We start from the raw sequence: 25442 nt of genomic DNA on the forward strand, positions 1-25442 counted from the left end.
TGTGGTGAAGTAGTTTTATTTCACAGCTTAAATCAAGCAAATATTTTTGGACAATTGGCCGTTACACAATGCGCTGAGATCATTGCACAAAAATTATATGCACAACCCTTCAATCATTTAACCATCCATGCATTTTCAGTGCCACAGAAAATAATAATCAATGATCAATCAATTCTTTTAACACCTCGGCAGTTTGAAATCATATGTATTTTGATTCTGAATCCTATGGGCTTGACCCTAAAGCTACTACATATTTATCTCTATAGTGATGAACAAATCAGCTTAAATACACTTAAATCTGAGATTTCATATTTAAAAAATAAGGTGGGCGAATTAATTTGTGCAAGGACCTATCAGATACAGACAGAAATTCACGCAGATTTTAAAGAGCTGGAAGAAGCTGTCGATGCGGATTATCTTGATACAGTGAAACAATTGTATCAAGGTGGTTCATTCATTAAAACCAAAAGTCCTTTTCTAAACAATTGGCAACAAATTCTAAGTTTGAGAATCAATAATCTACTTATATAAAGAACCTTGGCTTGCGATTGATTAATACTTATCGCAGTATGTCATTCTCAAAATCCGATTTGTCAGATCCCTCTTTAAAAATAATGTACAAAGCCTAAACCAATTTTTTGCCAATCGAGTTGGTTTTGTTGTTGGTATTCCCAATTGACGTTTAATGAATTTTGACGATTGAGTGAATATTGCATTGTGCTCTGGATCCGTAAATTCCACTTACTTGAATCTTGCCAATAAGGTAATTCAACTTGAACAATACTGTTTAAACGATCTGACCATACATTTTGACAGCCCAGTGTTGGTCCTAGACCAACACGCCAGCCTTTATCTAATGACGTACCTGCTTGAAGCTGTGTTTGCAGCTCTGCATAACAAAGATGCTTACGATCATCATCTGCAAGAGTATAACCAGATTGGGCTTTTGCACTGACCACCCCATGTTGTTGCTGATCGCTGAATTGTCCATTTTGAATGGCTTCCTGCTGCCAGCCCAAAGTAAAACCCCAGGTGATTGGCATTTTAAATGGGGTGATGGGGTTATAAGAGTTTACCGTTAATAAATCAAGATGTTCCAATTTCAGTCGATCATCACGCCATTGCGCGGCACCATCTAGAAACATCAATTGTGTGCCTGTACGGAAGCCGCCCTGCGGATCTTTTAGTTCGTGATAGGCCTGACGATGACCAATTTGTACATATTTTTCACCTTGAACCTCACCCGCTTCCATGGACCACTTACGCGAATCATGTCCATTGACTGGATCAACTTTCGGACGTACAGGTGCTAAACGTTGTTTCTCTATAGGAATTTGACTACGTAAGCCTAAGAGTTGTCTAAAGCGCGGTTGGGTAAAACTTGCATCGACCTGACGAGCAACAAATTGTAAATATAAATCGTCATAGGCCATTTCTAATATTTTTGCGCGATCTTGATCATCGTAATTAATTAAAGCCTCTTGCATCTGCTGCGGTTCTAACACCGTAATTGCATGGGCTTTTTTTGCCAAAGCATGACCATGTTGTTTGGCCTGCGAATTTAATTGTGTTTCTAATGCTGGACGATATACCGCTTCTCGTACTAATCCCTGTTGCTCTACGGCTTTAATGGTTTCAATCGGGATCGCTGCATACGTAAATTGCTTGCGTAAATTCGAGCTTGGGCGGACTAAATCAATCAATCCCAATAAACGATAGGCACAATTATCACTGACAAAATAATAAGGAAAACTGACTTTTTGCATTTCCCAAATGTGTTTTACCAAAAATGCAGTCTCTTCAGGATCTAAATTCAGTTCATACTCCCAAAGATCACGGCTTTCAAAATCACCATACTCTTTCACTTTGCGATAATAAGGCATTAAAGAGTATTCACCAGGATATTTGCCAACCACCCCTTTCCATGCATAAGACCAATTATCATCACTGTTTACTGTGGCTGCGTAATTCACTGCATAAGAGACTAAATTGAGCTGCTTTTGATCTTTAGGATCAAGACGTAGCAAAGTATGCCCAAACATTGAGCTTGGATTACCCATAAAATCAGTCGCATAAATCAACGTCACTTGATAAGGTTTGATCTGTGCATACCATTGATCAAATTCAGGACAAGATACAACTGGTAATTGTTGTTGTGAAATATTCAATTGTTGCATCAGCCATTGGCTACGTGCAGGAAATTTACAACGAATAGATTGATTGGCATCGGCGAGTTGAAACAGTGCAGTGATATCCGCATTCATTTCATTTTGAATATTCTGACGGCCATCTTGAGCAAAAAAATAACCCAAATAACTGACTTCACTTTGATTTACATTTTTGACAGAGGCATCTTCTGCATAAAGTAAACGTTTCCATGTGATATTGCTGGCTAGTTGTTTTTGTTGTGCCAGTTTTAATGCATTTTCTAATACATGCGATTTCTCTAAAGATGATTCTGCATGCAAATGAGTTGTAAAAAATGAACTGAGTAAGCTTAAGCTAAATACTAAATATTTCATTCAATCATCAATTTATATAGATATATTATAAAACTGTGCAATTAAAAAATGTCGGTTCAATACAGGAGTTAACTTAAGATTTACTCATGCAAAATTCATTTCTCAATAATGGGTATTCGATAAAATTTAAATAAAAAAACCCTGCAACAAGGCAGGGTTTTGGCGCATTAAACGTATGCTTTTAACACTTCGTCTTTTGCCATCACTTGCTGAAGTGATGCTAATACTTGTAGAGAATTTTGATTTTCTGCTGAATAGATACTGGCAAAGTTTGACTTCGCCACAGCATTGAAACGTGCTTTATCTGCATCTTTAACATTTAATAATGAAGCAAGTACATTTAGGCTTTCACCTTGTCCTACAGCCATATCACGTGCAAGAGATTCTGAGTTTTCATTGGTAAATGTCACGACTTGAGCAGTTACTTTGCCATTACCATTACATCCTAAAGTACCAAATGTAATACCTAATAATTGGTTAGTGAAAAGACCATTAGTGGTTGCCGCTAAAATCTTAGGTACTTTTCCAGACTGACCAGCCCAAACTTGCGAGCCGACACCACAACCCACATCTGGATCAGCCATAGCAACACTTGAACCCGCAGCCAATACAGCAGCTAAAGCGATTTTTTTTAACATATAATTCTCCAGAATTTTCATATGCATTGTTTTAATTCAACATATGTAAATTGTTATTTTCCATTATGTGTAAGTTTGATTACACCTATTTAGATTTATCACATAAATTCAGATATGCAAATCTAAATGTGACAATTACGAAATTATTTATTGTACTTTTTTAGTGACCATTCACCTTCTTTATTACGTACTCCAAGAATTTTAAGGACCAAAACTAGACTTAAAAGTAAGAGTAAATACCAAGAGCCTAGCTTCCCCCATCCCACCATATGCCATGCATCTACTTGACTTGGGTACAACCAAATTTTATTAAAAGTGCTAATATTTTCAGCAACCCAAATTAAAAATGCCAAAACGACCAGTACTGGTAACATCGGAAGCTGAAATTCATGTTGCTGTAACTTAAAACGAACTTTTGTTTTCCAAAAAATTACCACACTCCAAATAAATAGTGCATTTCGAAAATCTGGAATAAAAAATTTGCTCATAAAATTGAGATAAGACAAAACTGCTAGACACAACATATTGGCAAAATTGGGCAAATTTAAAAAAGAAACCTGATACAAACGTAAAGAACGGGCAAAAAAACTGCCAACTGCAGAATACATGAATCCTGCAAATAAAGGCACAGTCAAAAGTTTAAAAACGGCAGGTTGTGGATATTGCCAAGAAGCAATCTGTGGGTGGGTTAAAAAAATTTCCATACCCATAGCCATAATATGAAATAAAGCAATGACTTTGGCTTCTGCCCAAGATTCAAGTTTTAAAAACAATAAACAGGCTTGAATGATCAGCGCATATAATAATAAATAGTCATAACGGAATAAACCATAAAATTCATGGCTGCCCATATTCGCCGTAGTAATAAATGCAATCAACAATAAAATACCAAATAAGGCAGCCGATGCTGCCTTAAGTAGAAATTCAAATAATGATTTAAAATAGATCATAAATACATTTACAACAATAAGTTAACCTAAATATTTGGCACTGTATTGGTGTACAGTATCAATAAATGCTTTGGGTTTTTCAGGATCAACCCACTGCGTAATTCCATGACCTAAGTTGGCAATATAACCTGTTTTCTCTCCATTAGCATAAGCATCATCAAGCATAGCTTTGGTTGCTTTTTCAATAGAATCAGCTGAACCATACAAGGTTGCTGGATCTAAGTTCCCTTGTAATGCTGCACGTCCATTAACTGTTTGACGAGCCACGTTTATTGGCGTAGTCCAATCTAAGCCAAATCCATCTGCACCAGTTGCAATCATTGGCTCTAACCATTGACCACCACCTTTGGTAAATAAGATCACAGGCACTTTACGTCCTTCATGCTCTCGTTTTAACCCAGCAACAATTTTCTGCATATATTTGAGCGAAAATTCTAGATATTCACGGTGCGCCAATGCGCCACCCCAACTATCGAAAATTTGTACGGCTTGAGCACCCGCCTCAATTTGGGCATTTAAATAGTCAATTACAGCATCGGCTAAACGATCTAATAAAGCATGTAAAACTTCAGGTTGTGCATACATCATGTGTTTCGTAAAACGGAAGTCTTTGCTTGAACCGCCTTCCACCATGTATGTTGCCAAGGTCCATGGACTACCTGAAAAACCAATCAAAGGCACTTGACCAGCCAAAGCTGAACGAATGGTTGAAACAGCGTTCATTACATAAGCCAGATCAGATTTGGCATTGAATTTCGGTAAATTAGCCACATCTTGTTCTGTACGAACTGTTTTATGGAATTTAGGACCTTCTCCAGTTTCAAAATAAAGTCCTAAACCTAAAGCATCGGGAACAGTCAAAATGTCTGAAAATAGAATTGCAGCATCAAGCTCATAACGGCGCAAAGGTTGTAAAGTCACTTCACAAGCAAATTCTGTATTTTTACAAAGAGAAAGAAAATCACCTGCTTTCGCACGTGTTTCACGATATTCTGGTAAATAACGCCCAGCCTGACGCATCATCCAAACTGGAGTCGTATCTACAGGTTCACGCAATAAGGCACGTAGAAAACGATCATTTTTTAAGGTCGTCATTTACTTTCCCAATCAAAAATTAAATTCGCCCCATCATAGCAAAAAGGTTTGCTCCATAACCATTTCTAGAAAATTTTTCTCAACAAAGTTTAGGGTCTGTTGATATTTCATAAATGGCTTGCGTTGTAGATTAAAATTGAGCATGAGACGTATACGTCGTAAAGCATGAAGAGAATAGCGAGACTATTTTCGAGTTTCATAACGAAGGCTGAGATAAATTTAGCCACTACCCTAAGCAAGAACAAAGCACTGCTTTGTTTGTAGCGCAAGGCGCAGCAGAGGGCTAGCGTGTTTTTTGACGCTACGTCGTTACCTTGCGAAACAATGTTCCTTATCACTTAGAATGACTAAATTTCATACTCCGCTCCTAGTATCGCCTAAAAAATACACGTAGTCGCAAACGTAGACGAATTGTCAACTGACCCGATTTGATTACTTAGATTTAAATTCCCACGGGTATACGAAAATAAAACAAAACTTGCAGACTAGGAAAATGTCTATAGAAAAAAATGATTAACACAAAACAAATACTGCAACACCTTATAATTTCTGCAATACTTACACAGATTTTTAGTTATAAATTATGAATAATTCTTAAGGTTGATCTACATGTTCGTTCGCTCAATTCTTGCTTTGAGTTTAAGCTGTTTATTAACAGGTACAGCTTTTGCTGCATCTACAGCTGAGCAACCTCTAACGCCTAAAAAAGTTGCTGCTCCTGTTGAAGATCCTATTGATCCACTTGCTATTGATGATTCTGCTTCAAGTGTAGAAACACAGATAAGTCAGCAAGAGCAACAAGACTTAGACAAAGCTGCAAATACGCTACAAAATTTAGAAAAAACTGAGGATAAAAACTCAGGTACCGCTATCTCTCCATCTTCACCACAGACCACGACTGCAAAAACGGCAAGCAATCCTAATGCACCTAAAGCGTCATGGACTTTAGATGGAATAAACAATGCACAATGGTACGAAAATATTGGTAAGGGTCAATTCCCTGTCTATGCCCGTGCCCATGTCATGTTAAATAATGCCCATGCTTCACCTGGTGCCATTGATGGTTCAAGCGGTATGAATACGCTTAAAGCAATCGCTTCATTCCAACAAATGAATGGTATTAAACCTACTGGTGAATTGACTCAAGAAACTTGGGATGCTTTAGTTTCTCAACAAGGCAATAAGCCTGCTTTTGTGGAATATACGATAACAGCTGAAGACCTAAAAGGTCCTTATGCAAAATCGATTCCGCATGATTATGCATTACAAGCAAAAATGCCAGGCCTGTATTACACTCGTGTAACAGAAATGCTAGGTGAAAAATTTCACATGGACGAAGAGTTTTTAAAGAAACTGAATCCTAAAGCGACATTTAATAAAGTTGGTGAAAAAATCGTTGTGACGAATATTCGCAATGAATTACCTGAAAATATTCATTTGATTGTCGCGCATAAAGGTGCGAAGCAATTATATTTGTTTAATGCACAAAACCAAATGGTTGGCTCTTTCCCTGCAACAATTGGTAGTTCTGATACACCATCTCCAAAAGGAACTTATAAAGTTACTGGAGTTGCACGAAACCCATGGTATAGCTATTCACCTAGTAACTTTGTACAAGGTAAAAACTTAAAACCATTATCATTACCACCTGGTCCAAATGCTCCTGTAGGGAATATCTGGATTGGATTGAGCAAAAAATCATTTGGTATTCATGGTACACCAAATCCATCTGCAATTTCGAAAACAGCTTCACATGGTTGTATTCGTTTGACCAACTGGGATGCCAATGACTTAGGTAAAAAAGTTAAATCAGGTGTAACGGTTAAATTCTTAGAATAATCTTATACTTGATGAAATAAAAAACCAGTGTGCATACACTGGTTTTTTATTGCAAAGATAAAAATTTATCGTTCCAAAAATAAAACAATATGTTGCTTTTTTGCTATTTCATCCCAATTACTTAAATATTAAAATTCATTCATGTTAAAAATAAAGAATTGGAGATTTGAGATGAATACTTTTTTACATCACAGTGAAAACCGTGGTCACGTAAAAATGGGGTGGTTAGATACCAAACATAGTTTCTCTTTTGGTAGTTGGTATGATCCTAAATATATGGGTGTTGGTTCTTTACGTGTAATCAATGACGATACCATTGCAGCACATAAAGGTTTTGGTACTCACCCACATGACAACATGGAAATTTTGACTTGTGTGCTTAAAGGTACTATCTCACACAAAGACAGCATGGGAAATGAACGTCATATCCATGCGGGTGAATGGCAATTGATGAGTGCGGGTACAGGTGTACAACACAGTGAAATCAACCAAGGTGATGAAGCAGTTCATATGCTACAAATTTGGGTAATTCCAAATGTTCAAGATGCCGAACCGAATTATCAACAAATTGAACGTGATCCTAAAAAATCACCCAATGAATGGCAATTGATTGTTGGCCCAAATAACAATGCGCCAATGCATATTCGTCAAGATGCTGAAATTAAAGCGGCATATCTGGAAAAAGGTCATACCCTTGAAGTTAAAGCAACCCAAAAATTTAACTATGTACATGTAATCGATGGTGAGATTGATATTGCGGGTCAAGTCGTTAAAGCAGGTGATGGTTATTTATTTGACGAAGATTCGACACTCACTGCACATGAAGATAGCCAATTTATTTGGTTTGATTTAAACAGCTAATTCATATGCAATAAAAAACCTCCGCATGTATAGATGGAGGTTTTTTATGTCGAGCTTATTGAACAAGTTAGAAGCCGTGTTTAAGCACAAAAATCTTTTTTCTGATCTTTAATCAATGATAAAGCAGCATTCCAAGCAGCCTGAACAATCGGTTCAGCAGCATCACTTTCAAATTGCTTCACCGTATATTCGCATATTTGCTTACTCGGATAATGAAGTTTTGAGCTGCTCATGGCTTTAATTTGAACCTGACAAGCTCGCTCTAAAAAATAAATTTCATGAAATGCTCTTGCAATACTGTTTCCAGTGGCTAACAAACCATGATTGCGTAAAATCATGCAACGATAATTTCCCAAATCCTGAACCAAACGTTCTCTTTCAGCTGTAGAAAAAGCGATACCCTCATATTCATGATAAGCAATATTGTTATAAAATTTCAGCGCATGTTGTGACAAAGGCAATAAACCTTTTTCTTGTGCAGAAACAGCTATGCCATCCGCCGTATGGGTATGAATGACACAGTGAATATCATCTTTAGCATGATGTAAGGCAGAATGAATGACGAAGCCTGCAACATTGACCATTTTGCCTTGATCATAATCTGCCACAATATTCCCTTCATGATCAATTTTCACCAAATCTGAAGCTTTCATCTGATCAAATGTTACACCATAGCGGTTAATCAGAAAATGATCAGGCTCATGCGGGACACGTAAACTGATATGGGTATCTATCAAATCAGTCATTCTATAATGTGCAATTAAACGATAGAGTGCTGCCAACTGGCAACGCGCTTCCCATTCAGTCTTATCAATATACTTTGGGCGTTTCATCATAAAATCCTTTTTATTGCCTATGTATAAAACATCCATAGTTTTAGCGAGAGTTCAGCAAATAAACAAGTCTTAATTCGTGAATGAAGACTAAAAAATTATTTTTTGGGTTGCATAATATAAAAAATCCAAACCAATAATTGAATATTGATTTGGATTTAAATTATTAATTATCATATTTCATACTATTATTTATATTTATTAAATTATTATAATAATTTTTTATTTTTTGTTTATTTTTATTAAAATAAAAATTAAATTATTATTTATTTTAATTCTTCATTATTATTATAAAACACCCTCATTATCTATTATAAAAAGTAGATTTAAATACTTAACTGATAAAGTAATTTCTTTCCTTTAAAAGTTAAATTCTTAATAAAAACAATATCTCCATTATCTAAGTAAGAAATAGCATCATCAATTTCAATGTAGTCTTCATCAATCAACCATGAAATATCCAATTCATTTAAATCAACCATACCGACTAAGTAAATAGTCTGTTTTTTATTTTGCCGATTTTGAATATTTTTTAAAATTTCGCGTATCTTAATCCAGTCTTTCATATTTTAAATCTCATCGTGCTTACAGGTTCTATTATATTTATTGGAGAATTAAATACTAGATAGAGAAATGCCCTGTGCGACAAAATTTGTCGCACAGGGCAGCACCCTAAAAAACCAAATATCTGTAAAAATTTCAGCCACCAATATGGATACGAATTTCCCCGATAATCGCTTTAAAATTGCAATACTAAAGCTTGAATTCATACCCTATATTCAATTCTCTTGCTTATAGTCAAACAAGGAAAAATCACCTATGCTGTAACGCTTTTTACAAACTCACTGCAAGCGTCGCAAATTTTTGTGCATGTGATTAATCTTTGCAAAATCTTGATTCCATACTTTCACTCAGGTACAAACTTTGCTCAAGGACATGCCGTATATCATCTCATTGTCCCTAACCTACTAAATGCCACACCGTTCACTATAAAATCTACTGTTCAATCACTTAAAATCTCAATCTGCGCCTTTAGTTTAAGAGGACTGCGATAAGGACTTTGCAGCATCACTTGATTCTAGCTTGATCTCATCGGGCTGTTTTTCTCTACGATTTAAAACTAGATTCAATAAAATTGCAGCCAAAGTTGCTGTACCAATTCCACCAAGATCAAATGAACCAATATGTACACTAAAATTACCTGCGCCCATGATCAAGCTGACCGCAGCAATAATTAAGCTACTGTTTTTAGTGAAATCAATTTTATTATCAATCCAAATCTTTGCACCAGCCACTGTGATTAAACCAAACACCACAATTGAGGCACCACCTAAAAGAGCAACAGGAATAGTACTAATCACAGCACCGAATTTAGGTGATAAGCCCAACAAAATTGCAAAGATCCCAGCGATTACGAAAACTGTGGTTGAATAAATTTTAGTGACGGCCATAACCCCAATATTTTCAGCATATGTGGTCATACCTGTTCCCCCAACAGAAGCTGACAAGCTGGTACATACCCCATCTGCAAAAAATGCACGGCCCATATAAGGTGATAAATCACGACCCGTCATTGCAGATACAGCTTTAAAGTGACCTAAGTTTTCAGCGACCAGAATTATTGCTACTGGCGCAATTAACAACATGGCGTTTGCATTAAACGAGGGTGCAACAAAATGCGGGAGACCAAACCACGCCGCATTGCTAATGACTGCAAAATCGATCGCTTTGCCAAAGCCCATTAAATTGGCAAGGATAAAATATAGAACATATGCACACACCAACCCCAGTAAGAGCAATAAGCGACGCATCATGCCTCGGGTAAATACAGCAATCGCACTGATACAAAGGATTGTCAGAATTGCCATCCAAGTATCAAATGGGTTTGCAGAAACACTTTTAATGGTGACAGGTGCTAAGTTTAGACCAATAATCATCACGATTGCACCCGTAACAATCGGTGGCATCAACTTTTCAATCCAACCAGTTCCCGTCTTCATGACAATTAAACCAATTCCGGCATACACCAAACCACAAGCGATGGTCCCCCCTAAAGCCAAGGCAATATTTGGATTTGACCCCACACCTGCATAGCCCGTTGCAGCAGCGACAGCGCCAATAAATGCAAAACTAGATCCGAGGTAACTCGGCATTCTTCCACCCGTCATCAGGAAAAATAAAATCGTGCCGATACCCGTGATAAATATAGTCAAATTGGGATCAAAGCCCATCAGCAAAGGTGCGAGAACCGTTGCACCAAACATTGCAAATGCATGTTGCAAGCCCAAAACGATACTTTTTCCAACAGGTAAATATTCATCAATTTGCACAGGGTTTTGATCTAAATTACCTGTGTATGGTTTGAATGATGTAAACCATGGTTCTTTTGTCGCCATTTTCTAATTCCCCATATTTAGAGATCAACATACATTTTGAGGTTCACAATAACTGCGTTTGAAATATAGAAGCGCATTTAAACTTGGGTTGTGACGAATTGCTTTGACCCGACAAAACAATACATCATGACTACCGACCACCTGACTTGATACCACTTCACAATCAAATGAAATTAGGGCGTTATCTAACACTGGAGAACCTGTCACGAGTTCACTCCATTCACCTTGTGCAAATCTGTGTTGCATGGGTGTTTTGCCACCAAATAAATTAGACAATGCGGCTTGATTTGAACCTAATGTATTGACACACAAAACTTTATTTTCAGAAAAAACGCGATATACCGATGCGGCGCGATTAAGGCATACCAATAAGGTTGGAGGTGAATCCGTTACACTACACACTGCAGATGCGGTAAAACCTGCCTGTCCTGCATCACCTTTAGTAGTGATCACATTGACTGCTGCACCCAAATTAGACATACCTTGTCTAAAGATATCTTGATCAATTTCTAAATGGACTTTAGTTTCACAAGGCTTGGTAAATTCAATAATTTCACTACTAACTGTACTTTCCTGTTTGACCATTTGCATCATAACTCTCCCACCCCAATGCGCAAATGTTCATCGAGGTTAAAATTCATTTTTTAAAAAAATGACTAAAACACATAGACAAATTTAGACATGCATTATCCCACATGTGCTATTGATGCAATTTCAACAAGGGCTTCAGGTTTAACCAGTCCGACCTGTACACAATAACGAGCGGGTTTGTCATTGGGAAAATATTCAGCATAGACCACATTTATTGCGGCATAATCTGCCCAATGTTTGACGAATATTGAGTTAAACGTCACATCATCCATCGTGCCACCTGCAGTTTCGATGACGTTTTTAATGGTTTCTAAAATATGTCGGGTTTGGCCTGCGGCATCACCGACACAGACCACCTCATTATTTTCATCAAATGCTAAAGTCCCAGAAACATAGACAATATTGTCTGCTTTGGTTGCAGGCACATAAGGTGCAAGGGGTTTAGCTGTACCTACTGGGATCACAACTTGTTTGGACATTTTAAATTCCTTTATTTTTTCCTTAAAGCATCTTCGCCATAGACTTAAACTCTAAAAAAGACACTTGATCTGGTTAAAAGCATTAAGCTGATTTACTAAAAGTGACTGAATTTGGCTGCTCTTGTTGGGTTTTGAATGTCTGTACAAATGATTCCGTATCAGATACCCATCCAAAAAAGGTTTTAATATTATATAAGGCTGCCTCTTGTGCTGATTGAGGGCCAGCTTGATAACATGCATCTTTTAGCGCTATACCAAAATATTCCAAGAAAAAACCATCTCTAAGGGTTGATTCCACACAAACATTGGTGGCAATCCCAACGAAAACTAAATTTCGGATGCCACGAGTACGTAAACTACTGTCCAATGCTGTATTAAAAAAACCGCTATAGCGTGATTTCTCGATCACAATGTCTTGAGGTTGAGGCTTTAGTTCATCAATTAATGCAAAATCCCAACCACCTTTTGCCAATAATTTGCCTTGTAAATCAGGATTTTTACGCATGGTTTTTAAAGCATTGGATTTATGAAAGTTAGGAGAACCTATGCCACCGGCTTCTACATATTGTTCATCCCATCCATTTTGAAAATAGATCACTTGGATACCGGCTATATGTGCTGCATCAATGCTTTTTTTAATATTGGCAACCACAGGTTGAGTAGTGGAAACATCAAAACCAGCCAAATCCAAATAGCCACCAATTGAGGTATAGGCATTTTGCATATCAATGACGATAAGCGCCGTTTGTTCAGGTGCGAGCTGAATCGATTCTGGCTCCGCTTTTAAAATTTTGCCTGTTCCTGCATGAGTCGTGAAATCTGTACAAACCAGATTTTCTATCATTTTCGAGTTTTCAACTATACTCATGCGCTTTTCTCCAAAACGGGTTGAGCTAGCTGTTGATAACTTGCAACAACCTCCTCACGACAAGCCATCAACGGTTGGACGCGCTGTCCAAAATCCTCAACCCCTTGGATAAAATCATCAAATGTTAAAAGAATTCCTTCAGTGCCTTTAATGGTAGAAATTTCATCCAGCATCATGGCAACATTTTCATAAGAACCGACGATTGTGCCCATATTAATATTGACGGGTGAAACACTAGATGCCATTTGACGAATATTGGTATCTGTACCTGATGTTTGATCTTTACCGCCTTGATTCATTAACCAGTTAATTGCTGCTAGGTCTGCGCCTTGGTTATAGTTCTCCCATTTCGCCATTGCTTCTTGATCTGTTTCAGCTGCAATCACCATAAACAAAACATAGGTTTGAACATCTCTTCCTGTCTGATCAGTATGTACTTTTAGACGTTCGTTGATTTCAGCATAGGCCGTTGGTGTATTGAAACCTTTTCCAAAAACAAAATTATAATCTGCATATTTTGCAGAGAATGCTAAGCCCGCATCAGATTGACCAGCACAAATAATTTTCATGTCGGATTGTGGTATTGGCTTTACTTGGCAATCATCCATTTGGAAGAAATCACCTTTGAAATCAGATGTTCCAGTTGCCCAAAGCTCACGTAAAATTTCGACATATTCAGATAAGTAATCATAACGTTTAGAGAAATAATCATCCCCTGGCCACAACCCCATTTGGGTATATTCTGGTGGTTGCCATCCAGTCACAACATTTAGCCCAAAACGTCCATTTGAAATCGAGTCAATCGTTGATGTCATACGTGCCACAATGGCTGGTGGCATCACCAAAGTCGCTGCCGTAGCAAAAATTTTTATTTTACTGGTCACTGCCGCTAAACCCGCCATTAATGTAAAGCTTTCTAAGTTATAATCCCAGAATTCAGTTTTTCCCCCAAAACCACGCAGTTTAATCATCGACAATGCAAAATCAAAACCATAATGTTCTGCACGTTGTACAATCTGTTTATTCAATTCAAATGTTGGCTTATATTGCGGTGCATTTTCTGAAAGCAACCAGCCATTATTTCCAATCGGACAAAATACACCAATTTTCATAGCTAAACCTCACTGTACAAAAAATATTCTAAAAATATTTAATATAAAACTAAAAACCAAAACCACCTTGTAATTATAAATAATGCATACAACATGCCACTAAATTTAATTAGTTGTTTTTATTATTAATTTTTTTATGTTTATTTTTTATTTTACCTTTTGGTAAAATATATGAATTTTTAAGTCATGAAAAATAAACTAAAATAGTGCATAAATGCGTCATTTTAGATCATTTATAATTTTAAAATTAACCGACACTATAAATAAAAAACCGCATATGGTATGTGGTTCAATAAGATAAAATTCTGACGAAATACAACACTGGTTCAATAAAATTAGTAATCTAATAAAATAGTTATTAAAATAAATCTTTATAATATTTTACAAGCATCATCAAAATCTAATCTTGGTAATCTTGTATATATTTTTGTATGATCCCCATATCCTATGTTGACAATCATATTAATCGAATAATCAGTTTCTTTAAAGAAAGTCTCATTCACTTGCATATCATCAAATCCAGACATTGGCTCTGTGTCCAAACCTAAACTTCGACATGCCATAATTAAATACGCGCTTGCATCGAGCTATTTCTTAAAGCTGTTTCATTGGCAAGTTTGGGATTTGAGGTAAACCAAGATTTAGCGTCTGTATGCGGAAAAAGTTTAGCAAATTGATTATAAAATTTCTGATCCGTTGCTACCAACACTGTCAAAGGCGCTGTCATGGTTTTCTCTATATTTCCCGAGGATAGCGCAGGCTTTAGTTGTTCTTTCGACTCAGATGTCATTAAAAATATAAATCGAGCAGGGCAACAATTGGCAGAGGTAAGTCCCATTCTCACTAAATCATAAATTTGCTGAATCTATTCAGTGCTGACTGCCTTATCCAACCAAGTATTGTGCGTTCTGGCATCTGGAAACAATTGGTTTAAATCTATGTTGAGGCTCTGGTTCATAGGGTTTCTTCTACTAAATTTTGAATTAAAATCTGATTGACTGTATTACTTTCTGTTACAGATGAAGCATGCGCACCGGTTTCCAATAGTGTTAATTCGCCATGCCCCAATATTGCTTTAAGGTCTATACTCTTTTGATAAGGCACTAAAAAATCATCTTTGTTGGCAATGTAATACACATCAGTGTTCGCCAAAGCAGCGATATGTTGCGGTAAAATTTTAAAATTCATCAATGCATTTAAGCGTAGCAACACGTTATTAATCGGTGGGAAATCTTTAAATCCCTTGCTTTCGATCTCTTGAATTTGTTGAATATGCTTTGAAATATAAGCAGGTGGATATAGAAATAGAGCTTGTGCACGTATATAAGCTTCAGCACCAGCATTTTCTAACAAGGCAATACGGGTTTTGAAACATTTATCTGTATGTGGATCAAGAGCATCCCAGGCATTAATAAAGGTTAGACTCGACAGTGAAATTTCGGTGTTGTAGATCAAAACAGCCAATTCAGCTCCAATTACCGCACCTAAGGCATGCCCAATAAAATGGCATTGTTTGATTTGTTGTTGTTGAAGTATGTCTAATACTTGCTTTGCCATATTCTTTATTGAATATGCTGTGGGTAATGCTTCAGAGTCTGCATGACAACCTTCTTGGTCATAAACAAGCACCTGAAAATATTGAGTTAAAGTTTTAATTTGTGGTTGCCAAAAAGATGCATGCCCACCTAAACCAGAAGATAGAACTACAGTTTCAGCATCTGGTTGCGCTACACACGGGAAAATTTGATAGCTCATTTTTGACCATTTGATAAATTAATCACTTTGATGACAGCAAAAAATATGCCGAATAATATTTATATTTAGTTTTGAAGGGTTTTTGATGGCGAATGTGAATATGAGGATTGTTATGTTATTGGCTACTTGCTCAGTAGCTATAGGTCTATTATTGATAAAACACACAATGAGCTTTTGTAATAAAGCGAGTTTATATTCAAAATAATCTGATTTCACAACTAGAAAACTACACGCTCAAATTTTGATGTGTCCTTAGTATTCTTAAATTGATCATAAAAAAAGCAACAAAAATGTTGCTTAAAAACACGACAGACTTAAAGCGTTATCCTCAAATATCTTCTCTATCAATCAACGCATTCGCTTTAAGTTATAAGTCACAACTCCCCATATTTCGAATTCTTGCCCTTCTTCAATATAAATATTTTTAAACTCTGGATTCTCAGCTTTTAACCAGACTTTCGGTGGATCAAACTGTTTATCAATCATCAAGCGTTTCACCGTAAAATCATTATCAATACGGGCGATGACAATATCACCAGATTTTGCAGAAATGCTACGATCTACAATCAAAGGGTCTTCGATATCAATCCCCACATCTTGCATTGAAAGCGAATTTGCTTTAACAATAAATGTAGAACTCTCATTTCTGATTAAATATTCATTCATATCTAAAGATTGTTCTATACTATCTTGAACTGAAAATGGTACACCAGCAGCGACCCTTTCAGTCGCAAGTGGAATCTGATAGACCTTATCATTCTTAGGCTGTATGGTCTGGATCTTCATGCTCGCTGTTAAATCACTGAGCTGACCATTTTTGAAATTTTTCAGTAACCAGTTTTTGATAAAATCGACTTGTGACTCTGGTACACGGATGACTTTGGTTGGCTCACTAAACTGTGCCTTACGCCCAGCATTTGCTCTAGCACCTCCATGTTCAAATTCTACTTTCTTAGACATTATTTATCCTATATGCTTCATAAAAGCCTGTAAAATCAATATAGCTTGAAAAAGTTACAAATTCAAGTTGACGGCAAGTTTTTTTTGAATAACAATAACTCTATCGATCAGTTTTGATACATCTATTTGAACAAGGACAACAAAGATAATCAATATACTTATCATAAATCAATAATTTAGAATACAGATATCTTGTTAATTTATTGATACTTTTGAATAAGTTCTCTGATCTCACTTAAGCACTTAATTGATTGATTTTCTATGTGGAGACATAAAAATGGCGACTCAACGTGATGCAATTCTTGGTTATGCAGACGAACAACATGCTTACTATATTCGTTTGATTGAAGACAATAATGTGTTAGGCAGCCAATATGGTTTATTTTGTGAAAATACCAATAGTGATATCGCTGAAAGTATAATGACTACATTATTTTTAAAGAAATCATTTTGGCTAAATGGCTCTGAATTTAGTGATATTGTAAAAGGTTTAGAACCTCTTCCCCTTTAAACAGATGCTCACCTGATAAAATTGAATATGCTTAAATATTCAACTGAAGTTTATGATTTGATATGTATTTAATAATTAAAATGTCGTTGTATTCCCCTCGATACAACGACGATTTAATTTCAATTAATCATCAGATCAATAGGTTTGAATGGCAGAGCTAAGCATTCAGAATTTTATTAAATCAGCACCTAATCTTGCACGATTACTTTACTTTTATTCCTTTCATATTTTTTATTTCCTTGTAGTTCTCTTCCTGTTTGGGTATTTTCAGCATGCTTTAGCGCGATGAGCTCCTGCAGATCATTTATCACCGACGACTCGAGCGTTAATGATAAATTCGAATTAGCCTCGCCTTATTATATTTATTCATGGCACTTATTTTGCTTAACAAATATTACGTTTTTCAACAATCGTAATACTCAAGCTAAAATGAGGACGGTAAATATGGGTTATGTTGTAAAGGAAATTGGTCAAAAGAATAAGCTATTACTGAGCTTGTGTTCTTTTCTGATCCCTATATTGCTCTGGTGCGCTGTCAGTTATTTACCTTTTATTTGGCATCCTCAAGTCCAAATCACAGATTCAGGCAGTGTCTCATATTTACAAGTCGGTAGCCGTATCGAAAAAAGTGTGTTCTATAGTGAGGCACAAAATGCGGTTGCTCATGATTCTGCACCACCACAAGGTATTTTAGTCAATCCCATTTACTTACCTGCACCACATGAAGTGGCTAAGGCCTTGGTCACTGCATTTACCACACCGCCAGAACAACCAGATACCCCATGGTTTCATCAAAGCTTATGGCACAGTATTAAAATCGTATTTTCAGCTTTTTTAATTTCTTCAATTTTTGGTATTCCATTGGGTATTCTCTGTGGTTTCTCACAAAAAATATCACTGCTCACAGAACCTTTTGTTGAATTTTTCCGTTACTTACCAGCCCCTGCTTTTGGCGCGCTTGCTGTTGCCATTTTGGGAATCAATGATGCACCTAAAATTGCAATTATTGTGATTGGTACGCTTTTTCAACAAATTCTAATAATTGCCAATACAACACGTATGGTCGATAAAGGCTTAATTGAAGCCGGCTATACCCTAGGAACCAATAAGCTCAAAAGCCTATTCAATGTGGTTATTCCTGCTGCTTTTCCAGATATTTATCGTGATTTACGCGTGCTACTAGGTTGGGCTTGGACCTATTTAATTGTCTCTGAATTAATTGGTACTACTTCTGGTATTACATGGTTTATTACCCAACAAGCACGCTATCAAAACTTTGACAATGTCTATGCTGCGATTTTGATTATCGGGGTGATTGGACTGGTTTGTGATGTGTTATTAATGAAATTAGGCGAGCGTATGTTCGCATGGAAAGCAGGGGCCAAATAATGAATGACTCAACTTTTAATTCACATGAATATTTTCAAAAAATTTATGCACGCCCTGTCATCTTAGAAGCCAAACAACTGAGCCAAGTATTTAAACATGGTAAAAACGAACGAACTGTTTTAAATCAACTGGATCTTAAAATCCATAAGCGTGAATTTATTTGTGTGATTGGCCCATCAGGTTGTGGTAAATCAACGTTAAGTCGCGTAATTGCAGGTTTAGATCCTTATCATAGTGGTGAAATCTTAGTCGATGGCCAACGCATCACAGGACCTAGCCCTGAACGGGGCATGGTGTTCCAAGGGTATACCCTGTTTCCATGGAAAACGGTTAAAGAAAATGTCATGTTCGGACCACGGATGAAAGGTGCCAGTCAAATGACTGCGGAAGCCCATGCACGAGAATGGATCAATATTATTGGCTTGGACAAATATGAAAATCAATATCCACATCAACTTTCTGGTGGAATGAAACAGCGTGTTGCGATTGCTCGAGCTTTAGTCAATGAACCTAAAATTTTACTGATGGATGAACCTTTCGGCGCGCTCGACCCTCATACCCGTCAAAAGATGCAAAAACATTTAATGGATTTATGGCAAAACATTGATATCACCATTATTTTTGTTACCCATGATATGGATGAAGCCATTTTATTGGCTGATCGTATTATTGCGCTAAAAGCCAATCCCGGTGAAATTAAAGAAATTATTGAAGTGGATTTACCTCGCCCACGTTCATTAGCTCTCATGGCAACTCCTGCTTTTCAACAATTAAGGGCACGTGTTGATCAGTTGGTACACGCTCAGGAAGATGAGCTTGATCCATCACTTCAAGACTTACCCAAAATACCGAGGATGACCCAAGTCAGCACGGATAAATAAACAAACAGATTTCTTATAGCCTTTGGGACGACCCAAATCGCTTAGTTCATTGTTGGACGGCCAACCTTGGTGATATTCATGTCAAACACATATTTTTTACCAATTGTGGACATTTCCCTATTATCCAGTCCTGACCTCGAAGATCGTCTAGTCGTGGCACACGCTTTAGATCAGGCATGTAAAGATGTGGGTTTCTTATATCTAAAGGGAGAACAATTTAAACCTGCGTTATTCAACAATCTTTATCAAACCGCACAGCAATACTTCGCCCAAGATACTGCAATTAAGATGAGGAATTATATTGGCTTATCTGAAAATCACAGTGGTTATGTACCGATCGGTGAAGAACGTTTTGTAGAAACGAGTTATGATCTTAAAGAGGCCTATGATGTCAATTATGATCATCAAAGCCCCGCAGATCGCCGCCCTTTGATTGGTCCAACCCAGTGGCCAGATGACCCCATTTTTAAACAGCATGTTTCAGATTATTATCAACATATTAAAAATATTGGGCACACAATTTTCCAAAGTTTTGCGCTAGCACTTGGCTTAGATGAGCATTATTTTGATGCACATAATTCCAAAGCACCCAGTCAACTTCGCCTTATTCATTATCCTTATCATCCTGAAATTCAGGATAAAGATGGTATTGGTGCACATACCGATTATGAGTGTTTTACTTTGCTCTTACCCACAGCACCTGGATTACAAGTCCTCGATAAAACAGGGCAATGGATCGATATTCCACTGCTTGAAAATACATTGGTTATGAATATTGGCGATATGATGGAAATTCTGTCTAATGGGCGATATTTGGCAACCAAACATCGTGTTAAAAAAGTTTCCGAAGAACGTTTTTCATTTCCCTTCTTCTTCTCTTGTGATTATGACTATCTGATTCAACCTTTGCTTAAAGATCAGCCTGCAAAATATTCCCCTTTAAAAGGCGGTGAGCACCTTTTTAATCAAACCGCACAAACTTTCCAGTATCTAAAAGAAAAAGTAGCCCGGGGTGAAATTCAACTTGAAAATCCCCGCCCGCTTTATTCATTTGGTTTAAGTCAAAACGAGGAGTCACTATGAACTTATTAGAACTCTGTGCACAACTTAAACCGAGTGATGATTCAGCCTGCGTATTACCTCGGTATTTATTGGGTGCTTTTCGCCGTAAGAGTATTACTTTTTCCAATGGTTTAACTGATGAAAATACGCTGGTCTATTGGTTTCAATCTAAAACCTTTACCATTGATTTACGCTTAAAAGACCCCATTTCAACGCCCGTTTTAGAACGACAGGGCTGGGTTGGCGATACAATTTGGGATGCTCAAAATCAATTACTTTCATGGAATGTCAGCAGTAATTATCAAAATCATGTGCAATGGCCCGAACCAGCAAAATTGTATTCAATTGGCAATGCCATATTAGAGTTTTCACCAAGCCATGCTTATGTTGAAGATTGGCGGCAACAAGCTACCCGTGGGCTATATCTTGGCCTACGTTTATTTAAAGTTGAAAATATCGATTTAAGTATCAGTTATCCTGCAGATGGTGGCTTCATCCTTTGTGATCATTTTATTGCCTTTGCCAAGTCTCGACATCCAGATATACAACAGGCTTTTCACTCCACTAATGCTTTAAAAGATGCTATTTCTCAACAACAGATTAGTCTAGAAGCAATTCAGGACTATGAGGTTTCGATCAGTTTTGATAAGCAGATCATCGATCTTAGCACCATCAGCAACAAAGTTGGAACTATGATTGATCTTGAAAATTTCCAACAACTCGATCACAACACACTTGTCCAACAGCAACTGATCAATGGTGAACATTGTCGTTTATTTTTTACACTTGATGTATTTCAAAAAGATTTTTGCTTTACAACGCTTACGGGCACTTCAACTGAAAGTCAAAATTGGTTTGATCATGAAGAAAATCATCTTTTTCATCATGCAAAAATAGCGTTATAAGGGATATTCTCAATCAATGTCTTTTTTATATTTAATGATTGCCATTGTTGCAGAAGTCATCGCGACTTCTGCAATGAAGGCTTCAGATGGTTTTAGCCAGTTATTTGCATCGATTATTACCGTGATTGGATATGCGGTTGCCATTTATTTTTTATCACTGACCATGAAAACGATTCCTGTCGGTATTACTTATGCGCTTTGGTCTGGCGCAGGCATTATTTTGGTGTCCTTGGTCGGCTTCTTTTACTATAAACAACACTTAGATTTAGCTGCAATCATCGGTTTGGCTTTTATGATTATTGGGATTTTAATTATTCATCTTTTTTCAACGAGCACTGAAATATCATAGACTTCTTGTGTTAGTCAAAAATAAGCACTCGATACATGTAAACTTTTAAATTTTGATGAAACATAGATGGTGTTTCTATCGTGATGCGACATGGATGTCGCCTTATTGGGTGGGGATACAGAACGTGCCCCTCACTCAACATGAGCAAAAACAAAGTACTGCTTTGATTGCAACGCGGGGTTTAGAATCCCCTATGAAAAGTGATACATCGCCTACACAAAGCGATTTAAACTTTAAATGTAAAGCGCGGCATTGCAAATTTGATCCTCATACACTTAATTTTTATGTAATAGTAAAATTTTCATGATTCATAAAGCTTAACCACATTTAAATATCATCTCTAAGTTTATTTTGGCAAGAGCTCTAGTGAATAGAAAATCCTCTTTTAATGTGATTAAAGTGACGCCTTTGTAATCAATTTAAATTTAATTTGTTAATCTTTAAAACAGATCTACCACCATAAAAATTTCACTGATTTGGTTAGTTTTCCTGCATTCAAATCTGTTCAAAAATTGCGTCTAGGCTCTATATAAAGCTTTTGCACCTAAAATAAAATAGCCCAAGACATGCTTAGGCTATTTTTTCCAACGATCTAATTCTTTTAAAACCGCTATTTCAACTCTTGCAACAATGTCGGATAAATCAGACCATCGACATTTTGTTCAGTTTTATAGATGCCATTTTCCACGTTAAATTTATTGACGTGATAGGACGAGCCATAGATCGAATCAAAACCATTGCCTTTGCTAAAGACTTTTTGATTGGCGTCTAGATCAAGTAAATGGGTGCCATTCACCATCGTTTCGTATTGTTTTGGATCTACCCCTGAACGGATTGCCATAATTTTTACAGCATCTGCATGTGTTGCAGGATCATTAATATATTTCACTGTCTTGTCCCACACTTGAAGGATCTTTTTCCATTCATCTTTATGGGCAGTTAAATGACTCATATTCACAGTTAAGGTGTCATAAATTAACCCCGGTTTATCCTTGGAGGTATAAATGATTTTTGACCCTGCAACAGTTTTCAATGCTTGACTGGCAACAGGTTGCCATACCGCAATAGCTGAAACATCTGGGCTCGAGAATACTTGTGGTAATTGATTGGTAGCTGAATTAACCAATTTTATTTCATTGATGGGAATCTTTTGATCTGACATTGCCGTTGCTAGAAGCAAATGATCGACTAGACCTTTTTCAACGCCGACAGATTTACCTTTTAAATCTTCAATACGATTGATCCCCTCTTTGGCAATAATCACATCATTGCCCGCAGAGTAGTCAGTCGCCATGATCATCATGCCTTGAGTACCACCCGAGGCCGTCACCAAGTTATCACCATTGGTAACAAATACTGCATCTAATTGATTGGCAGAAAATGCTGAGAGTGATGCTGAATAATCAAACCATTTAAAATCAACATTGAGACCTGCTTCTTTTAGCCAACCTTTTTCAATTGCAACTTGCCATGCCACAAATCCGGGCCAATCACTATAGCCAATGGTAATAGGTTTAGCATCTGCTGAAGCTTGCGCACCCTCTTTTGCTTGAGGAATTTTTGCCGTGTTGTCACAACCAGATAACAGCATTGCTGATAATAATGATACGGATAAAAAAGATTTATAGATCATACAGAAACTCCCCCGATTTTCTCGCTTTTAAATTGTGTATTGGTTTGATTCAGCGACTGTATATATGCACGCCAACCACCTAAATGGCTGATATCTATAGCGTCTTTAATTGCATAAGCTTCGCAAATAAAACCTTTTACCCAACTGCCATCTTCAAGTTGTAAATTGCCGATTCCCAACGGTGCTGGAACCTCAGCAACGATTGCGCCAAAGTTTGCCAATGGAATTTCCCAAACTTCAACTTCAATAGACGTTCCTGTTGCATCACATTGCAGACCAGGTTTTGGTGGACTGGTATTTTTTAAAGCAAATAATTTGTAATTTTTAGCGGTATAGGTTTTCTTTAATAAAGTCCCTTGGCGTGTAGTGAGCTGAAAATTAAGTGGCATCGCTGTTAAATGCGCTCCCACAACCGCCAACTTGACTGAATTTTTTGAAGCAATCTCAAGCATTTTTTGATAGTGCTGCTGAGATTTGCCTAATGTAAGGGCTGTTAGTGTTTGCCATTTTTGAGCAAAATTTGCCAAAGCTTGATCATGCCAAGCAGGTGCAATAAATGTTACTCCGCTCGGCAACCCATCTGAGCGAATTGTATTGGGTAATGCTATGGCTGCTAAATCGGCAAAATTGACAAAGTTGGTATAAGCTCCCATATGTGAGTTCTTTACGATTGGATCTACTTCAACATCGACAATACGATAAATCGTGGGTGAAGTCGGTACCATTAATGCATCATAGGCTTGTAAAGCCAGATTAATTTTTCGTGCCAGCACAGCACGTTTATATTCAGCTTGAAGTGCATCCGTGGCTGTAAATTTATCTGCTTGAGCTATGATTTCAGCAATGACCGGATGCGCTTGGTCACGTGTTACAACTTTTTCCACAGCAACAGTCCGTTCCGCTACCCAAGCCTCGTTATAGAGGGCTTTGGCAAGTTCATTAAAATCTGTGAAATCAATAATTTCAACTTTATAACCAAGTAATTTGACTCGTTCTACTGCGGTTGCAAAAGCTTTTTCAGTTTCTGTGTCACCATAAAACTCAAGCTGTGCAGGTATGGCAATTTTGCCTTTAGAAAACTGAGAGGGAACATTGGCGGGATGAATACGTGAATATTCATCTGTTTCATCATAGCCTTGCATAACACTGGCAACCGTCCAAGCATCATCACTAGTCAATGCAAAGATAGAAATGACATCAATCGTTCTACATGCAGGCATCAAGCCTGTGGTTGAAAACCAGCCTTTGGTCGGTTTAAGACCAACAATATTGTTATGCCCTGCTGGCACACGACCCGAACCTGCTGTATCGGTCCCTAAGCTAAAGGGCACCATACCATTTGCAACTGCAACGGATGAACCAGAGCTGGAACCACCGCTGATATATTCTGGATTAAAACTATTTTTGACCGCGCCATAAGGTGAACGTACCCCGACTAATCCCGTTGCAAACTGGTCAAGGTTAGTTTTTCCAATAACCACAGCACCAGCTTTTTTTAACTTGGTAATCACCACAGCATCTAGTGTTGCTAAATATTCAACGTCTTTACAAGCAGCGGTGGTATGGAACCCTGCGACATCGATATTATCTTTGACGGCAAATGGCACACCGTATAAAGGTAAATCATCTCTATCTTGCAGTTTTAAGGCTTCAATTTGGGTTTGAATTTGCGTTTCAGATGCGATTTCAATCCAAGCATGATCATCATTATGAATGGTTTTAACATAATCGATTAACCCCTCAATCTTGATTTTCTGGCTGGTATACGCCTCTCGCCAGTCTTGAATTGTCCATAAGTCTTGCATCACCCTAC

Annotated in this window: 24 protein-coding genes and 1 pseudogene; 9 read left to right on the forward strand and 16 right to left on the reverse strand. The window is 37.2% G+C overall.

Features of this window, described 5'->3' with window-relative positions; all coding sequences use genetic code 11:
* The first annotated feature begins 54 nt into the window (after nucleotides 1-54).
* The gene (locus ACG9ZL_RS14375) at nucleotides 55-531 is read left to right on the forward strand and encodes a hypothetical protein (RefSeq protein WP_419360507.1); all 477 of its coding nucleotides are present in this window, start codon (nucleotides 55-57) and stop codon (nucleotides 529-531) included.
* A 74-nt stretch (nucleotides 532-605) separates the two neighbouring features.
* Here the strand turns inward: ACG9ZL_RS14375 and ACG9ZL_RS14380 are convergent, their stop codons facing one another.
* The 4 genes from ACG9ZL_RS14380 to hemE all read right to left on the reverse strand — a co-directional run bounded on the left by ACG9ZL_RS14380 (nucleotide 606) and on the right by hemE (nucleotide 5205).
* Nucleotides 606-2522: an Lnb N-terminal periplasmic domain-containing protein gene (locus ACG9ZL_RS14380; protein ID WP_419360509.1), complete on the reverse strand. Its 1917-nt coding sequence runs from the start codon at nucleotides 2520-2522 to the stop codon at nucleotides 606-608.
* Between the two features lie 167 nt (nucleotides 2523-2689).
* Entirely contained in the window at nucleotides 2690-3160 is a 471-nt protein-coding gene (locus ACG9ZL_RS14385; protein ID WP_336954027.1) for a DUF3015 family protein, read from the reverse strand.
* 143 nt (nucleotides 3161-3303) lie between these two features.
* On the reverse strand, nucleotides 3304-4110 hold the full coding sequence (locus tag ACG9ZL_RS14390; RefSeq protein WP_419327836.1) for a DUF817 domain-containing protein: 807 nt from the start codon (nucleotides 4108-4110) through the stop codon (nucleotides 3304-3306).
* A gap of 21 nt (nucleotides 4111-4131) precedes the next feature.
* Nucleotides 4132-5205: a uroporphyrinogen decarboxylase gene (hemE, locus tag ACG9ZL_RS14395; protein ID WP_336954030.1), complete on the reverse strand. Its 1074-nt coding sequence runs from the start codon at nucleotides 5203-5205 to the stop codon at nucleotides 4132-4134.
* A gap of 609 nt (nucleotides 5206-5814) precedes the next feature.
* Between hemE and ACG9ZL_RS14400 the strand changes: the two genes are divergently transcribed.
* Both ACG9ZL_RS14400 and ACG9ZL_RS14405 read left to right on the forward strand, forming a co-directional pair.
* Nucleotides 5815-7044, forward strand: coding sequence for a L,D-transpeptidase family protein (locus tag ACG9ZL_RS14400; protein WP_336954031.1), 1230 nt, complete (start codon nucleotides 5815-5817; stop codon nucleotides 7042-7044).
* 171 nt (nucleotides 7045-7215) lie between these two features.
* On the forward strand, nucleotides 7216-7905 hold the full coding sequence (locus ACG9ZL_RS14405) for a pirin family protein (RefSeq protein ID WP_336954032.1): 690 nt from the start codon (nucleotides 7216-7218) through the stop codon (nucleotides 7903-7905).
* Between the two features lie 80 nt (nucleotides 7906-7985).
* Here ACG9ZL_RS14405 and ACG9ZL_RS14410 read toward each other — a convergent pair whose 3' ends face one another.
* The 10 genes and pseudogenes from ACG9ZL_RS14410 to ACG9ZL_RS14455 all read right to left on the reverse strand — a co-directional run bounded on the left by ACG9ZL_RS14410 (nucleotide 7986) and on the right by ACG9ZL_RS14455 (nucleotide 16899).
* Entirely contained in the window at nucleotides 7986-8738 is a 753-nt protein-coding gene (locus ACG9ZL_RS14410) for a class II aldolase/adducin family protein (protein WP_336954033.1), read from the reverse strand.
* A gap of 326 nt (nucleotides 8739-9064) precedes the next feature.
* Entirely contained in the window at nucleotides 9065-9304 is a 240-nt protein-coding gene (locus ACG9ZL_RS14415; RefSeq protein ID WP_419360510.1) for a hypothetical protein, read from the reverse strand.
* Between the two features lie 471 nt (nucleotides 9305-9775).
* Nucleotides 9776-11134 carry a pyrimidine utilization transport protein G gene (rutG, locus tag ACG9ZL_RS14420; protein WP_419360512.1) on the reverse strand — a complete coding sequence of 453 codons (1359 nt, stop codon included), beginning with the start codon at nucleotides 11132-11134 and terminating at the stop codon, nucleotides 9776-9778.
* Nucleotides 11135-11158: 24 nt separating this feature from the next.
* A complete protein-coding gene (rutF, locus tag ACG9ZL_RS14425) occupies nucleotides 11159-11728 on the reverse strand; it encodes an NADH-dependent FMN reductase RutF (RefSeq protein ID WP_419360514.1) in 570 nt (189 codons plus the stop codon).
* Nucleotides 11729-11820: 92 nt separating this feature from the next.
* Nucleotides 11821-12204: a pyrimidine utilization protein C gene (gene rutC, locus ACG9ZL_RS14430; protein WP_336954038.1), complete on the reverse strand. Its 384-nt coding sequence runs from the start codon at nucleotides 12202-12204 to the stop codon at nucleotides 11821-11823.
* A gap of 82 nt (nucleotides 12205-12286) precedes the next feature.
* Nucleotides 12287-13048, reverse strand: a complete 762-nt coding sequence (rutB, locus tag ACG9ZL_RS14435) for a pyrimidine utilization protein B (protein ID WP_419327956.1) — start codon at nucleotides 13046-13048, stop codon at nucleotides 12287-12289.
* A 20-nt stretch (nucleotides 13049-13068) separates the two neighbouring features.
* The gene (gene rutA, locus ACG9ZL_RS14440) at nucleotides 13069-14184 is read right to left on the reverse strand and encodes a pyrimidine utilization protein A (protein WP_419360516.1); all 1116 of its coding nucleotides are present in this window, start codon (nucleotides 14182-14184) and stop codon (nucleotides 13069-13071) included.
* 371 nt (nucleotides 14185-14555) lie between these two features.
* A pseudogene (locus ACG9ZL_RS14445) lies at nucleotides 14556-15142 on the reverse strand (malonic semialdehyde reductase).
* Nucleotides 15139-15939 carry a pyrimidine utilization protein D gene (gene rutD / locus ACG9ZL_RS14450; protein WP_336954042.1) on the reverse strand — a complete coding sequence of 267 codons (801 nt, stop codon included), beginning with the start codon at nucleotides 15937-15939 and terminating at the stop codon, nucleotides 15139-15141. Before rutD ends, ACG9ZL_RS14445 begins: the two are co-directional and overlap by 4 nt.
* Before the next feature lie 348 nt (nucleotides 15940-16287).
* Complete coding sequence (locus ACG9ZL_RS14455) at nucleotides 16288-16899, reverse strand: LexA family protein (RefSeq protein WP_336954043.1); 612 nt, start codon at nucleotides 16897-16899, stop codon at nucleotides 16288-16290.
* 277 nt (nucleotides 16900-17176) lie between these two features.
* Between ACG9ZL_RS14455 and ACG9ZL_RS14460 the strand changes: the two genes are divergently transcribed.
* From ACG9ZL_RS14460 to ACG9ZL_RS14485, 6 genes are all read left to right on the forward strand, one after another.
* Nucleotides 17177-17410: a hypothetical protein gene (locus ACG9ZL_RS14460; protein ID WP_004724652.1), complete on the forward strand. Its 234-nt coding sequence runs from the start codon at nucleotides 17177-17179 to the stop codon at nucleotides 17408-17410.
* A 444-nt stretch (nucleotides 17411-17854) separates the two neighbouring features.
* On the forward strand, nucleotides 17855-18799 hold the full coding sequence (locus ACG9ZL_RS14465) for an ABC transporter permease (protein ID WP_336954044.1): 945 nt from the start codon (nucleotides 17855-17857) through the stop codon (nucleotides 18797-18799).
* On the forward strand, nucleotides 18799-19680 hold the full coding sequence (locus ACG9ZL_RS14470; RefSeq protein ID WP_419327833.1) for an ABC transporter ATP-binding protein: 882 nt from the start codon (nucleotides 18799-18801) through the stop codon (nucleotides 19678-19680). Before ACG9ZL_RS14465 ends, ACG9ZL_RS14470 begins: the two co-directional genes overlap by 1 nt.
* Nucleotides 19681-19758: 78 nt before the next feature.
* The gene (locus ACG9ZL_RS14475; protein ID WP_419360518.1) at nucleotides 19759-20763 is read left to right on the forward strand and encodes an isopenicillin N synthase family dioxygenase; all 1005 of its coding nucleotides are present in this window, start codon (nucleotides 19759-19761) and stop codon (nucleotides 20761-20763) included.
* Entirely contained in the window at nucleotides 20760-21647 is an 888-nt protein-coding gene (locus ACG9ZL_RS14480) for a hypothetical protein (protein WP_336954047.1), read from the forward strand. The genes ACG9ZL_RS14475 and ACG9ZL_RS14480 overlap by 4 nt, the downstream gene beginning before the upstream one ends.
* A 16-nt stretch (nucleotides 21648-21663) precedes the next feature.
* Nucleotides 21664-21996 (forward strand): DMT family transporter, encoded by a 333-nt coding sequence (locus tag ACG9ZL_RS14485; protein WP_336954048.1) that lies wholly within the window; start codon nucleotides 21664-21666, stop codon nucleotides 21994-21996.
* A 610-nt stretch (nucleotides 21997-22606) separates the two neighbouring features.
* On the opposite strand, the gene ACG9ZL_RS14490 is transcribed toward ACG9ZL_RS14485, so the two are convergent.
* Both ACG9ZL_RS14490 and atzF read right to left on the reverse strand, forming a co-directional pair.
* Entirely contained in the window at nucleotides 22607-23629 is a 1023-nt protein-coding gene (locus tag ACG9ZL_RS14490) for an ABC transporter substrate-binding protein (protein ID WP_336954049.1), read from the reverse strand.
* Nucleotides 23626-25437, reverse strand: a complete 1812-nt coding sequence (gene atzF, locus ACG9ZL_RS14495) for an allophanate hydrolase (RefSeq protein ID WP_419360521.1) — start codon at nucleotides 25435-25437, stop codon at nucleotides 23626-23628. Before atzF ends, ACG9ZL_RS14490 begins: the two co-directional genes overlap by 4 nt.
* Nucleotides 25438-25442 lie beyond the last annotated feature (5 nt).

The sequence above is a fragment of the Acinetobacter legionensis genome, from assembly GCF_048551735.1.
GTDB lineage: Bacteria > Pseudomonadota > Gammaproteobacteria > Pseudomonadales > Moraxellaceae > Acinetobacter.